Below are 14,767 nucleotides of genomic sequence, written 5' to 3' on the forward strand. Positions count from 1 at the left end.
CTCTTTCCCTCCCCGACGCTCCTCCCACCTCCTACTCCCTACTCCCTACTCCCTACTCCCTACTCCCTACTCCCTACTCCCTACTCCCTACTCCCTACTCCCTACTCCCTATTCCCGACAATCCACAATTGATAAATTCCTACACTCCTCTGACTTCGGATACTGGTTTAACCTGAATGGGAAGAGGAATAGTAGGATAGTTTTGGTGAATTTTAAGCATGATCTGAATTGAACGGGCTTTATCACCAATAGCCATTGTGATGGATTGTCGTGTTAATATTTCTGCTACTATTTTAGCAGCTGCTTGGTTTTTTTTTGCTTCAGCTTCTAGAAATGCAAACACGCGCTGTTTAGCAATTCGTCCGCGATTAACCCGAGACAAAATACTGATAAAGTAGGGAATTAAGTATTGCAAACGGTCGGGATTATCTACGGCATACTGTTCTAGATAGTTAGTGGCAAATAGCTGGATGTCTTGACTGGGATGTTCACTAAATTTTAGGAGATAATCTTGACCATAACTCTGCTGAAAGGTACGTATAACTAAATCCCGCCCAAATTGACGAACATCATCCCGAGTACTGTCACAAATACTGACCATAACTTCAGGTGTCCAGTCTTGTTCGGTAATTTGTTGGCTAAAGAGTTTGGTAGCAAATTCTCGGGAATCCTGCCATTTTGCTTCTAGTAATCGCACTGCGGCTAACATGTCTTGAGAATTGCTACGGATACGGTTGAGCCTTTGCTCAATCATTGCCCAAGCGGCTTGACGGACGGATAGAATTTCATGATTGGCTAGTTTGACAATGTCAGGAGTTTCTAATTCTAATCCCCAAGTGGTATAGTTAGCTTGGAGTACTAATCCTACTAATTCTTGAGCGGCTGATGATTTGGCTTGGAGAAGTTCCATCGCGTTGTCTTTGGTAATGCTAGTCATCCAGCTGGGTAAGTCTTCTCGTAGCAGTTGGACTAAATCTTGGTGAACACCTTCATGTCTTTCTGGTAGCTGCAATAGGGTAATGATTTCTGTGGCTAGCTGAGTGACAAATTCTGGATATAATTGTCCTAAGCGCTCAATTACTGGACGAATACCTTGACGCAAGTGTGCTTGTTGATTGGTTGCGATCGCTAATACTAAGTCGTAGTCTTGTAGCAAGCGTTGATCGGGAAGTTGACCGAAAATCTGAACTCCAATCCCTTGCACTGACTGATGGGGAGCGTTGAGGAGTGATTCAATTAATTTGGGTGGTAAGTCAGCGGCAGGAGTTTCGTGATTGAATAGGATTCTTGCTCCCAATTCCTGGATTTCTGGCATGGGGTGTTGGAGCAGATCTAGTACTACTCCCATACCCAATGTCCTGAGTTGGGGGGTAAAACCTAGAAGCAGGGTTTGAGCAGTGTCTTTGGCGATATCGGTTTGAGTTGGTTCTAGTGCGAGTACTGTTGCAATAACTTGCCCGATTAATACTTTGGCTGTTGCTTCACTTACTATTGATTGAGTCAGTAACTGACGGGCAAAAGTACGGGTATCGGAATGTTGACTGATCACTAAAGGGATGATCAGCTGGCTGGTGGTGATCAAGTGAGTTGGTATTGCTTGTATCCACTGATGGGCTTGAGTACGAGCTGCTGGAAACTGGCAGTTGGCTAAGGCAAGTAATAAGTCTAGGTTAGGATTGTCAGGATTATCGGAATTATATTTTTGTGTTCCTAGTTCAAAGCCTAGTTGAGCGGTTACTTGGTAGGGTTTGTTAACTAGTCTGATTACAGTCTCTGTATCGATTTGATGACAGAATGACTGACATACCTTCAAGGCTTTGGCCGCAAACTGATGAACTTGATGACAGTGGCTTTCTAATAGTAACTGTAGCAGTGCCTCTGGATGTTGCTCCCAAAGTTTAGGAAAGGCTTCTTCTCGCACATCTGGCTCTGGATCACCGGGTTTGTAGTTGTCTCGACAACGCCATGCCTGGCTGTTGGGCATTAATTGGTAACGGGGACTATTGGTATAGAGAATATGGTTAAAGGTTAAGTAACCAGCATAGCTGTCCCAGTTGCGAGTGTAGCTGGTGCGACTCCAGTTTGAGTAGTTCCAGCGATAGAAGGTTGATGTTCTGGCGGGCACCCCATCAGAATCAGAATATTGCAGTAATACTTCTAGGGCTAGATTGATGTAATTGCAATCGCATTCTTCACCCAATTTCCTGAGAGTCCGCCATACCCGCCGCCGTAGATAGTCACGAGTTACGTTGCTGTAAGCGCGTTTAGCATCAGGACTACCGAGGTAATGGGAACGGGGAATATATTTGCGACTATTTCTGTCCCAGTAATACTTATGCCAATAAGACTGACGAAACATTGGTGGCTCGGTGTCTAGGCGGTAGGCGATAATGCCAAATACTTCCGCATCTTGCCGATATTCGGCAATCTTGAATATGTGGCGAATGGCTTTGAAGTAGTTGGGGCGTAGGGGAGCAGTGCGTAATAGGTTTAGTAGTGCTGGACGCACTTGAGCATTATTAATTTGATATAGGGTATCGAGGACACCAAAACGAGTATAGTCGTTACTGTCTAGATAGGTCAGTAGGGCATTAGAGAAGTCAGCAGGATTATCGGTTTGGATATGGGATTGCAATTCGGCAGGCAATTGCTCTATCTGTTGAGAGCGCAACCGTTCTTGAGTTGATGGATCACAGAGTTTCATCCAGGCTTCCCAAGCAATCCCCTTGACAAAGTCTGGAGTTGAAGGGGTTTCATACAAGCGTTGGAGCTGAGGAATTACATGCTCATCACCACACCATCCCAAAGCCCAAGCAATGCAGTAGTCTTTTAAGGGTTGATCAGTCCCAATCAGAGGGATAATTAAGGGCGTAGCTTCACGAATTTTCAATTCTCCAGCCCGCCAGATCGCTCGGGTTTGGGACCATTTACTAGAGCCTTTACTAGTATCTGGATTTGCAATCGCGTTGAGAATGGCTTGATGGCGTGGGTCCTTGGTAACTACGTTACTAGTAGTTAAGTTACTGCTATTTAAGTCATTAACCTCTTCTTGAGTCTGACTACTTGATGCTTCAGTTACATCTTGATAGCCTTTCTTGAGTTTTGAGCCCACTAACTGATCAAACACTTGTTGTGCTTTAGCCAAAGCTACCGGCTGAGCAGTTTTTGAACTTTCTTTCAAGGTCTTGCCACGGCGTCCATAGCGGAAGTTAACGATATACTGATCGTTACCGAGATCACACAGATCGACTTCGTAGATTTTATCTGAGTTATCAGCTTGATAATGGAGCGTAGTGCGTTTGATCAGTTTCATAAGACATCAGGGAAAACCCAGTTAGAAGTAGAAACGCCTGTCATTACCACGATATTAAAAAAATTATCTAGTCGCTCCCGTTCCCCAATCCTAAAGCTATCGTAAATAAAAGCAAGGTAAGCCCAGCCTAACCGAAAGGATTAAAACTTGCCCATTGCTGCGTAGCTTGACTCTGATGTAGCCGATAGATTAATGAGCAATTTTCCAGACTTATCTAGTCATGATTTCAAAGTGATCAGGGAATTGGGTCATAATCGCGCTGGTGGGAGAGTGACCTACCTAGCCCGAAACCAGGTCAATCACGAATTGGTAGTGATCAAGCAGTTTCAGTTTGCTCAACGCAACAGTAACTGGTCAGACTATGAGACCATAGAAGGGGAAATTCAAGTGTTGCGGGGACTGAATCATCCCGGTATCCCCCGTTACTTAGGGTCATTCCAAACCACTAGGGGCTGTTGTCTGGTACAGGAATACAAACATGCTCCTTCCCTGGCTGTACCTCGTAGTTTTGACCCGGAGGAGATTAAGCAAATCGCTGTTGGGTTACTCAATATTCTGGTTTACCTACAACATCGGATTCCTCCGATCATTCATCGAGATATCAAACCAGAAAATATCTTAGTAGATGAGACGATCAATGTTTTCCTGGTAGACTTCGGCTTAGCTCGGATTGGTGATAGTGAACTAGCTGTGAGTAGTGTAGCAAAAGGCACTATCGGGTTTATGGCTCCGGAACAGTTATTTGATAAAGCCCTAAGTAAAGCGTCAGACTTATATGGGTTAGGAGCGACCTTGATTTGTTTACTGACTGGTACTCGATCGACTACCATTAATACTTTAATTGATGAAGACTATTGTCTCAATTTTCAGCATCGTCTACCTCAAGTAAGTTTGGGTTGGCTGCAGTGGCTGCAAAGGATGGTAGAGCTTAAACCTAAAGACCGTTTTCCTGATGCTGAAACGGCTTTAGAAGCTCTCACTCCAATCTACGTTATCCGGATTCCAGAGGCAAAACTATCCCAATCGTATCTAGAGTTGAGAGCTAAAAAATTAGGGGAAAAACTGACAAAAACTATTACGATTTGTAACACAGTTCCAGACACAGCCTTAGAAAGCCGCTGGCAAATTGCTCCCCATGTGAGTGACCCACCCCACACTCCCTACTTCCATGACTGGATTCGATTGGACACAGCTGATGTTAATGGGAATCAAGGGTTGTGCCAAATTACGATAGATACCAGTAAGCTGATGGCAGACCAAACCTATGAGCGAGAGGTATTAATTCACACTAATGCTGAACAGTCAACTCAGGTTTTACCCCTGAAAATCCATACTGCTCCGGTACCAATTGCCACGAAAAAACTTCCCTATCTATCCCTAGCGCTACTGATTGGCTTAGCTACTACAGCTACTTGGGTAGAAACTACGGCTTGGGAGGGAATTGTGAATAACAGTGGCACAATCGGGATTGCGATCGCTACTTTTGTTTCAGTCTTGGTGGCAATGCTAGGATTGACTGCGGCTGTAACATCTGGGATGGTCTCGAAACTGGTAGCAAGACTCAGAGCCAGGTTTAGTATTCCGTTAAAGGCTATGGATACCGTAGCAGCAGTGTTTTTTGCTGGAGTAGCAGCCCTGTTGGTAGCTGGATTTGGTGCCAAGTTTCGCGCTACCGATAGCGCGATTGCTACCTTTGCAGCAGTGGATGCGGTAGTGTTTATGGCAGCCTTTGAAGGGGAAGGAGTCGCTCAAAGCTGCCGAAAGCGTGGGTTTAGTAAAATCTTAGCCCTGGGAGTGCCTGTGTTATCGGTAGCCTTGGGCATTAGTTTAGGTATCGGTTTAAAGCTGGGATTTTTAAATGTGTTGGTACTGATCGCCATTTTAGTGACAGCAGTTCCCTTAGGTGTGATGATTCTCTATCCGCCATTAGAGCGTCTGCGGCAAGTCAAAACCTATCGGAAATTAGAGAGAAATTTGATCAAGCCTTAGAAGGTATTTATTTGGACGAGCGATCGCGCTACTGCCTGCACTCAGTTTTTTGTGACCGCAACAAAATAATAGATCTCGACTCCCTTTTATTTGTGGGTCTATGGTTTACCTACAACGTTTAACAATGTTTAACAATTAATAGTTAACCACCCAAGCCGCTATTATATTTTTTGATATTTAATTAGGTAATTTATTATTCCCTATTACCCATTATCAAAAAGCGCTCAGCTATATAGCGTTTTCCATACTAATGAGGAACACATTATTTTTTGCCTATTCCCTGTTCCCTGTTCCCTGTTCCCTGTTCCCTGTTCCCTGTTCCCTGCTCCCTGCTCCCTGCTCCCTGCTCCCTGCTCCCTAAACAAATGCACCTCACCCAATTGAAAAGCGCTATATTGAGTTCGTGATTAACAAAACTTGGTATATTATAAAATTTTGTAATTTTATAGGTGTTTAATAGTTTGGCTTTGGAGTAACAGGTTTTATTAATGTAGAACTCCCCTAGCAGCTGATCGGCCTTTGATGATTTCAAACATGCTGTATCAGCACGGTCTGCACTCAGAACTTATCGAATTTTTCACAGGCTGAGAATACACTGATTCATGATTACCATAGATAATTAATCGTTCTCACTTCTGTCTGGGTGTCGTTTATTCAATTGAAAATCACTTACGTGCAACCAACTGTAAATAAATATACTAAACCCGGTAGACAGGAGAGCAATTTTTAGGGCAAGATTATTTAGTTCAGAATATTGTCAAATGTCTGTTGTTTCTACGGTCAGGGTTATTGTGCCCGGTACTACCGCTAATCTAGGACCAGGTTTCGATTGCATAGGCGCAGCCTTAACTGTGTATAACCAGTTTAAAGTCACTCGCCTGGAATCGGTAAATTCTGGATCAGTCAAGCTTAAAATTGACGTTACTGGTGTGGAAGCCAACAAGGTTAGTAGAGATGAGAGTAATCTTGTCTATCGAGCCTTTGCCACTTTATATGATCGTCTGGGCAAAACTCCGCCTCCAGTACACCTAGAGATTGATTTGGGGGTGCCTCTGGCACGAGGATTGGGGAGTTCGGCCACAGCGATTGTTGGAGGATTGATTGCTGCAAATCAGTTAGCGGGTAAACCTCTTTCTCAGCAGGAGGTAATGGAGTTAGCGATCGCAATTGAGGGGCATCCTGATAATGTGGTTCCAGCGCTTTTGGGGGGATGTCGTTTGACCGGTCGAGGTTTGGTGAGCAAACCCCAAAGACCCGAAGGACACGAAGCAAGAGAACAGGATTGGGTAGTTTGTGATGTTGCTTGGTCTTCTGAGCTGGTGCCGGTGGTGGCAATTCCAGATTTCGAGCTTTCAACACAGGAGGCACGGCAGGTGTTGCCTGATAGCTACAGCCGTGCTGATGCAGTGTTGAATGTGGCCAGTTTGGGGTTGTTGTTGCGAGGTTTGCAGTCTGGTAAGGGGGATTGGATACGGGTCGGTTTGCAAGACAGAATACATCAGCCTTATCGCCAAAAGCTGATTCCTGGTTATGACGCTGTGGAGGCGGCAGCTTTGGATGCTGGAGCTTATGGGATGGTGATTAGTGGGGCTGGTCCTACTTTGTTGGCTTTGGTGAGTGAGTCAAAAGCACCAGCGGTTCAGGAGGCAATGGCGGTAGCTTGGACCGATGCCGGGATTCAGGCTCAAGTGCGATCGCTTTCTCTAGATTCCCAAGGCACCAAGATTGCTCTGGAATTAATTAGCTAATACCACATCCGATGGTATGACCCCCTGCTGGTTATAGTTGGTAATTGCTAGCTGATTACCCAAAATCTTCCATATAGCATAATGCTTCTGGGTTTGACCCACATTACCCTAAATTTTTAATAATTCTTTACTTTTTTGGTAGCAATTGTTACCAGAAATTTTTTTTTGTGTTTTTTTGGCAAATACCCTTTGCAATTCTTTACTTTACTTAATATACTGAAATCATGTGGCAATAGGTATTTATTCTTAGCTATGGTCCCCGCGAATTTCCCTTGGATAACGACGATAATTCTGCTGCCCCTAGTGGCATCTCTGGTGATTCCGATCATTCCCAGCAAGTGGCTGAGGATGATTCGTTGGTATGCCCTAGGTGTAGCCCTTCTGGATTTTGTCCTAATGATCTATGGGTTTTGGCATCATTACGATTTCCGAAACTCCGATTTTCAGCTCAGGGAAAGTTATACGTGGATACCCCAGCTTGGCATTAGTTGGTCTGTAGCAGTCGATGGCTTATCGATGCCTCTGATTGTGTTAAGTGGCTTAGTCACTACCTTAGCTATTGTTGCGGCTTGGAAGATTAACCATAAACCGCGTCTGTTTTACTGCTTGATGCTGTTCATGTATAGCGCCCAGATCGGGGTGTTTGCAGCTCAAGATTTAGTGTTGTTTTTCCTAATGTGGGAATTAGAGTTGCTGCCAGTGTACTTGCTCATTTCTATATGGGGAGGAAAACAACGCTTCTACGCCGCAACCAAATTTATTCTTTACACAGCAGCAGGTTCAGTTTTTATCCTGGTCGCCGCGCTAATGATGGCGTTTGCTGGAGATACAGTCACCTTTGACATGCAAACCCTAGGGAATCGGAATTACCCGATAGCTTTGGAACTAGTAGCTTATGCGGGTTTCTTAATTGCCTATGGTGTCAAGTTGCCGATTTTTCCGCTACATACCTGGTTACCAGATGCACACAGCCAAGCTTCTGCTCCAGTCTCGATGATATTAGCTGGGGTCTTATTGAAAATGGGTGGGTATGGACTGATGCGCATGAATCTAGAAATGCTTCCTCATGCCCATACTTACTTCGCACCAGTGCTAGCAGTATTAGGTGTGGTCAATATTATCTACGGTGCTTTGCTTGCTTTTAGCCAAGACAATCTCAAACGACGACTAGCTTACTCATCAATTTCCCACATGGGTTTTGTGTTGATTGGCATTGCTTCGTTCACTGAATTAGGAATGAATGGAGCTATCTTACAGATGCTTTCCCATGGGTTAATCGCTGCTGCCTTATTCTTCCTATCTGGTGTCACCTACGAACGTACTCATACCCTAGCGATGGCAAAAATGGGAGGAATGGCGAAAGAAATGCCCAAAGCATTTGCCCTCTTCACTGCTGGTTCCATGGCATCCCTAGCCTTACCAGGAATGAGTGGTTTTGTGGGTGAGTTGTCAGTCTTTCTTGGAGTCACTACTAGCAGTGTCTACAGCTCATCTTTCAAAGTCGTCATCGTTTTCTTAGCTGCAGTGGGATTAATCCTAACTCCGATTTATCTGCTTTCACTGCTCAGACAGGTATTTTTCGGTAACAATAACTATGGAATAATTATTGAGAAATACCTAGGGGATGCCAAGCCTCGCGAAATTTTCATTACGGCTTGTCTGTTAATCCCTATTATTGGCATCGGTCTTTATCCGAAGCTAGTCACTCAAACCTATGATGTGAAAACTGTAGCGGTTGCTGCTCAAATGCGCCAATCCTTACCAGTGATTGTTCAAGAGGAATCACCTCTATACTCTGGTACCTTCACAGCGCCACAGTTAGCTAACACTAAGGCTCAACCTATTCTTGGGGTTACCCAGTATTGATTAGTTCCTGTTTGCGATTAGCGGGAGTTAAACAAAAAGAACGCCCCAAACAAAGTAGGAGCATCTCACTTTGGAAGAAACATACCGCAAATAGCTGTATCATGGTGATTCTACCGCCCACATAAAACGATATATTTGCCAAAATGAGATGCTCCCAACAAAGCGGGTGCATCTCTGTGTTTTGATGGAAAGCGCGAGTGGGGTAAACTCCCTTTTCCATTGCTGCATCGTTTTTGCAATTAGTAGGTGCGCTCTTACCATTAAGAATTAAATTCGCCACGGGTCGCACCTGAATAAATTCCCGCAAAAATGCCCAAAGGTAGCGATATTAGACTGGATTTATATCTTGATTTCTGTTTAAGTCCCGCTATGGGATTTTTATCCAAGATTGGGGAAGTAATGATAATATAATTGCGTTCCTGTAGGGACTCTGTCAGACTACTGTACAAGGAAGCCAAGCCAAAATGAATGTGACTCTTACCGTAAATGGTAAACAGCACACCCTCACCATTGAACCCCGTGTAACACTCCTAGATGCTCTGCGTGAATATTTGGGATTAGTCGGGAGTAAAAAGGGGTGCGATCATGGACAATGTGGAGCCTGTACTGTTTTAATTGATGGTCAGCGAGTTTATTCCTGTCTCACTTTGGCAGTCATGCAAGAAGGTAAGGAAATTGTTACCGTTGAAGGTTTGGCAACAGGGGATACTCTCCATCCGGTGCAGGAGGCATTTATTGACAATGATGGCTTCCAATGCGGCTATTGTACCCCAGGGCAAATTTGCGCTTCTGTGGCTCTTGTGGAGGAAGTTAAACGGGGTTGTGTTAGCGCGGTGACACCAGATTTGCATAGTCCTCCACAACTAGCTGAACTCTCCGAGGCGGAAATTAAGGAACGACTGAGTGGGAATCTCTGCCGATGCAGTGCTTACAATGGTATTGTGGCAGCCGTACAGCAGGTAATTGGACAAAAACCACCTTCTCCTGTGGCAGCGGTGATGGTCAGTGAATATGGAAATAACAAAGGATCATGAATAACTTCACCTATACCCGTGCCACTTCCTTGTCAGATGCCGTGAACCAGGCAGTTGCTGACCAACACTCCATGTTTATTGCTGGTGGAACGAATTTAGTTGACCGTCTGAAAGTATTCTTAGATCAGCCATCGCAACTGATTGATATCTCTCGGTTACAGATGCATAACATTGAACCGATGGCTGATGGTAGTCTGCGTCTGGGAGCGCTAGTTAGTAATACCGCAGTGGCAGACAATAGTGATATTCGCCGCAACTATCCCATGTTAGCTAGGGCAATTATATCTGGCGCATCTCAGCAAATTCGCAACATGGCTACAGTGGGGGGAAACCTGCTGCAACGTACCCGTTGTCCCTATTATTACGATACCGCCTTTCCTTGTAATAAACGGCAACCAGGGACAGGCTGCCCCGCAATCACGGGAATTAACCGTACTCATGCCATCCTTGGTGCCAGCGAGCAGTGTGTAGCAGTACACCCGTCAGATATGTGTGTTGCCCTAGCTGCATTGGATGCGGTGGTGGAAGTAGCAAGTGCCCAAGGGCAAAGGCAGATACCGTTTACAGATTTCCACCGTCTACCGGGAAATAGACCCGAGCAAGACACTAATTTAGAACCAGGGGAGTTAATTACCGCTGTGATTCTGCCGACCTTATCCTTTGGGAAATCTGGGGTTTATTTGAAAATACGCGATCGCGCTTCCTATTCCTTTGCTTTAATTTCTGTGGCGGCGGCGGTAAACTTGCAAGGGGAGCAAATCCAAGCTGCACGCTTGGCAATGGGTGGGGTAGCACACAAGCCTTGGCGAGCAACAGCAGCAGAAGAGTTTTTGATTGGTAAGTCGGCGGATGTAGCAACATTTACCGAGGCGGCAGAAATTGCCTTGGACTTAGCGAAACCTTTAACTGACAACGGTTATAAAGTCAAACTGGCAAAGCGGGCGATTCGTCGCGCCCTCATGGTTTCTGCTCAAGGAGGAGGAGTAGCATGAATCAAGTAACTAGTACTAGTATTAACCGCAAGGATGGACGAGCAAAGGTTACAGGGACAGCAACCTACGCTGCTGAACATCAAATTCCCGGTTTAGTTCATGGTTATCTGGTGACTGCTAATATTGCTCATGGGCAGATTAAAAGTATTGATACCCAAGCAGCAGCAACAGCACCAGGGGTAATTGCAGTTTTCACCCATAAAAACCCGCCGACTGTATCTAAACCAGCTAACGATTTTTTAACCTCGAAAATCTACGAGGCACGACTACCCTTATCAGATGACCAAATTTACTACGCAGGGCAAATTATTGGTTTGGTAGTCGCAGATACCTTTGAACGGGCACGTCACGCTGCCCATTTAGTTAAGGTAGAATACGTCACCCAAGAACCAATTGTAGAAACCAGCAAAGCTACCTTTAACGAAGCTCCACCCATGCTTGGGCAACAGATGACCTTTGAGAAGGGGAATGTTGCTGCTGGGTACTTTGCCAGTGCCATGGCAGGTGTAGGAGCCGAGATTACAGCAACATACACAACTTCCACTGAACTACACGCAGCGATGGAACCCCATGCTATCATTGCTCACTGGCAAGATGCAGACACCCTGACTGTCTACGAACCATCCCAGTGGGTAATCGGTAGTCAGCGTACTTATGCAGACCTGTTTGGACTTGCCCCAGAAAAAGTCCGTATTATCACACCTTTTATTGGTGGAGCCTTTGGTTCTAAAGCCTTCCCTTGGCCCCATGCCATTCTTGGTGCAGCAGCAGCCCGTCAACTGCAACGTCCCCTGAAAGTTGTTCTCAGCCGTCGGCAAATGACCGCCAACACCGGACACCGGTCTGAAACGGAACAAACGATTCGTTTAGGGGCAAATGCTGATGGTAGCTTGATGGCCATAGACCATGGGGTTAAATCCTGTACCTCACCAGTTGAGATTTTTACTGAACCTTGTACAGGCATCACACCAGTTATGTACGCTGCACCCAATCTGCGAACCCGTCAGGAATTGGCGGTCATGAACGTTGGGACACCCGCATTCATGCGTGCCCCAGGGGAAAATCCGGGGTTATGGGCACTAGAATCAGCAATGGATGAATTGGCGTGGGAGTTAAAAATCGACCCAGTGGAACTGCGGTTAAAAAATGAAACTAAGGAACACCAGCGCCAGGGTTTACCGTTCTCTGCCAAGGATTTCGCAGAATGTTTGCGGCTGGGTGCGCAACAATTTGGGTGGCAAGATCGACCAAAACAGGTGCGCTCCCTCACCCGTGATGGTAAGCTAATTGGTTGGGGCATGGCGGCATCAACCTTCCCCGCTTTACGGAGTTCAGCCACAGTCACAGTACGGTTGTTAGCCGATGGTACTGCCCATATCCTCACTAGTGCTAATGACATGGGTACTGGTGCATATACCATTGTTGCAGGTACAGCAGCCGAGGTATTGGGGCTAGCCGTCGAACAGGTACGGGTGGAGATGGGAGACTCCTTACTGCCAAATGGTGGGATGGCGGGTGGTTCCCAAATGACAGCAACCCTTGTACCAGCAGTGATGGCGGCTTGTGAGGCAGTTCTCAAGACGGCTCATGCCGCAACAGCCCAAGAAGCCTTTGCCACCCTGCATCAGTCGGGACAAGCTGCGTTTGAAGCGACAGCCTCTTCTGCAGCCGGTGAAGAGGGGAAGAAATGGGCATTCCAATCCTGGGGGGCACATTTTTGTGAAGTCAGCGTAGATGAAGACATTGCCCGCTTGCGCGTCAACCGTTGGGTGTCTGTGATGAATATTGGGCGAGTAATGAATGCCAAAACTGCAGCGTCTCAGATACGGGGTGGTGTAATTATGGGTATTGGGCACGCCTTGATGGAAGCCTGTGATTTTGACCCCAATATTGGCTATCCTGTGGTTTACGACCTGGCCACCTATCATTATCCCAGTCATGCAGATATTCCCCGGATTCAGGTGACATTTGTAGGGGAACCCGACTATAACTTTAATCCCGCAGGGGTGCGGGGTTTGGGTGAAATTGGGATTACAGGAGTATCGGCTGCGATCGCTAATGCTATTTACCATGCTACAGGTAAACGTATCCGTGATTTACCAATTACACCGGATAAGTTGTTGTGACACACATAACAGAAGAGGCGTTCCATTCAACGCCTCTTCTGTTATGTGATGATGTTTATGTTGTGATGATGTTAATTTTCATATAAGTCAACCACGGGTAAACCTTTTTTGGGAATGCTGCTGATAAATCTTTACCGAATTCAGCCTAGTTTATAGGAGAAAATTAAACTCAATATTCCCAACATAGCTGGTACCAAAACTAGTCTTATATTCAGATTAATTAGTATTAGTAACAAGACTAATATTGCCAAGACTGCGGTAAAATTTAGACAATAATCTTTAGAATTTATCTATCAACACTAGAGATTGCCGACAACTAGGGCAATGCTTTGTATGTCTTCGGAGAGCGATCATAGAATTGCTGATCACTTAATTATTGGAAAGGTGCTTATGTTAATCCCTGCCATGCAGGTTTTCCACTAAATCCTTACCTAAAATCTAAAATTTCAAATCTCATGACCACACCTGCCCATAATGTCATCCAGTCCATCTATGAAGCCATCAATCGTAGGGATGTTAACGCTGCGATGGAGTGGATAGACGACCAGTGTATTTACGAGGATCTCAACTTTTCCCAACCATTCAAAGGAAAGGAAGCTGTCAGACAACTTCTGGAAGAATCCTGTCAAGGTATCCCGGATGAGTTAAAATTCGTAATTGATGATATCACCACAGGCGATCCCCTGGCAGTAGGAATACTATGGCACGTTGAGTTAGACGGCATTCCCTTTCCCAACGGACGAGGTGTTAGCTTTTATCGTTGTTCTGAGGTAACTGGCAAGTTAGTTTTAGCCCGTGATCTGGTTGAACCCCCCATAAAACCAGGGAAGGCGGCATTCTTTATCATCCGACTAGTATCTCCGCTGATACGGATACTGCTGAAAGATCGGCAAGATAAAAGTACCATGGAAATCTCTCCCTTAGGCCAAGGGATTCCAAAAAGTCAACGCTTTCTTCCTCTAGTATTTGGGTTAATAGCGATCGCCTATATTTACATTCTGTTGCTATCTCCACCAGGGCAACTTATTCCAGGGGAACCCGCTTGGGCTATTCAACCAGAAACTATAGAGGAAATAGTAAATGAATCTCTGAATTTTTTCTTTATTTTACCCCTTTTTAACCGAGTAGGCATTAATTATTTAGAAGCACCAGTGGTTCATCCTACCTTAGAAGCACTCTTCAACTTTGCCGAAGCTTGGATTTTCATGTTTTTACCTCTACTCCTCGTCGATAGAAGGACAACTCATCTCCCCAAGATTCTGATTTGGAGTCTGGCGATGTTCGGAACCAATGCTGTTCTTACCCCTTATATGGCACTGCGCTATAATACACCAATTCCTCCAGTAAAGGAGGAAACGAACAAGGGAATATTAGCTCGTGTATTTGGTTGGACAGGAATGATAGTGGGGATAATTGCCTTATTTTGGGGGGTACTTTGCCGACCAGAGTTTGGAGATTTGGTCGAGAGAATGAACTATTTTGGCGAGCAATTGATGACGAACCGACTTACATTAGCTTTCTGTGTAGATTTAGTACTTTTTTCCCTTTTTCAGGCTTTACTTTTGGGTGCAGTTAACAGCAGAATTGGCTGGTTTCGATTTATTCCTTTCTGGGGACTTGCGCTATGGCTAATTATATGATTTGCTTGGAGGTTGGCTCAGCAAGAGCGGACGCAATTTGCTGCCCCAAATCACTTTTA

8 protein-coding genes are annotated in these 14,767 nt (G+C 45.3%); 7 read left to right on the plus strand and 1 reads right to left on the minus strand.

The annotated features are described in order from the left end of the window. Nucleotides 1-139 precede the first annotated feature (139 nt). A complete protein-coding gene (locus tag F6K49_RS07955; RefSeq protein ID WP_293095665.1) occupies nt 140-3,313 on the minus strand; it encodes a WGR domain-containing protein in 3,174 nt (1,057 codons plus the stop codon). 192 nt (nt 3,314-3,505) lie between these two features. On the opposite strand from F6K49_RS07955, the gene F6K49_RS07960 reads away from it, so the two are divergent. From F6K49_RS07960 to F6K49_RS07990, 7 genes are all read left to right on the plus strand, one after another. Then, entirely contained in the window at nt 3,506-5,302 is a 1,797-nt protein-coding gene (locus F6K49_RS07960; RefSeq protein ID WP_293095667.1) for a serine/threonine-protein kinase, read from the plus strand. Between the two features lie 761 nt (nt 5,303-6,063). Further along, the gene (gene thrB, locus F6K49_RS07965; RefSeq protein ID WP_293095669.1) at nt 6,064-7,050 is read left to right on the plus strand and encodes a homoserine kinase; all 987 of its coding nucleotides are present in this window, start codon (nt 6,064-6,066) and stop codon (nt 7,048-7,050) included. 252 nt (nt 7,051-7,302) lie between these two features. Beyond that, nucleotides 7,303-8,916 carry an NAD(P)H-quinone oxidoreductase subunit 4 gene (locus F6K49_RS07970; RefSeq protein WP_293095671.1) on the plus strand — a complete coding sequence of 538 codons (1,614 nt, stop codon included), beginning with the start codon at nt 7,303-7,305 and terminating at the stop codon, nt 8,914-8,916. A 464-nt stretch (nt 8,917-9,380) separates the two neighbouring features. Then, entirely contained in the window at nt 9,381-9,950 is a 570-nt protein-coding gene (locus tag F6K49_RS07975; RefSeq protein ID WP_075898750.1) for a 2Fe-2S iron-sulfur cluster-binding protein, read from the plus strand. Further along, nucleotides 9,947-10,942 carry a xanthine dehydrogenase family protein subunit M gene (locus F6K49_RS07980; RefSeq protein ID WP_293064598.1) on the plus strand — a complete coding sequence of 332 codons (996 nt, stop codon included), beginning with the start codon at nt 9,947-9,949 and terminating at the stop codon, nt 10,940-10,942. Before F6K49_RS07975 ends, F6K49_RS07980 begins: the two co-directional genes overlap by 4 nt. Beyond that, nucleotides 10,939-13,068: a xanthine dehydrogenase family protein molybdopterin-binding subunit gene (locus F6K49_RS07985; protein WP_293018774.1), complete on the plus strand. Its 2,130-nt coding sequence runs from the start codon at nt 10,939-10,941 to the stop codon at nt 13,066-13,068. The genes F6K49_RS07980 and F6K49_RS07985 overlap by 4 nt, the downstream gene beginning before the upstream one ends. Before the next feature lie 455 nt (nt 13,069-13,523). Continuing rightward, entirely contained in the window at nt 13,524-14,708 is a 1,185-nt protein-coding gene (locus F6K49_RS07990) for a nuclear transport factor 2 family protein (RefSeq protein ID WP_293080371.1), read from the plus strand. Nucleotides 14,709-14,767 lie beyond the last annotated feature (59 nt).

The organism is Moorena sp. SIO3I6, assembly GCF_010672095.1.

Coding starts and splice junctions, on each gene's coding strand:
- F6K49_RS07955 (WP_293095665.1), bottom strand. CDS start 3,313: ATGAAACTGATCAAACGCACTACGCTCCATTATCAAGCTGATAACTCA.
- F6K49_RS07960 (WP_293095667.1), top strand. CDS start 3,506: ATGAGCAATTTTCCAGACTTATCTAGTCATGATTTCAAAGTGATCAGG.
- thrB (WP_293095669.1), top strand. CDS start 6,064: ATGTCTGTTGTTTCTACGGTCAGGGTTATTGTGCCCGGTACTACCGCT.
- F6K49_RS07970 (WP_293095671.1), top strand. CDS start 7,303: ATGGTCCCCGCGAATTTCCCTTGGATAACGACGATAATTCTGCTGCCC.
- F6K49_RS07975 (WP_075898750.1), top strand. CDS start 9,381: ATGAATGTGACTCTTACCGTAAATGGTAAACAGCACACCCTCACCATT.
- F6K49_RS07980 (WP_293064598.1), top strand. CDS start 9,947: ATGAATAACTTCACCTATACCCGTGCCACTTCCTTGTCAGATGCCGTG.
- F6K49_RS07985 (WP_293018774.1), top strand. CDS start 10,939: ATGAATCAAGTAACTAGTACTAGTATTAACCGCAAGGATGGACGAGCA.
- F6K49_RS07990 (WP_293080371.1), top strand. CDS start 13,524: ATGACCACACCTGCCCATAATGTCATCCAGTCCATCTATGAAGCCATC.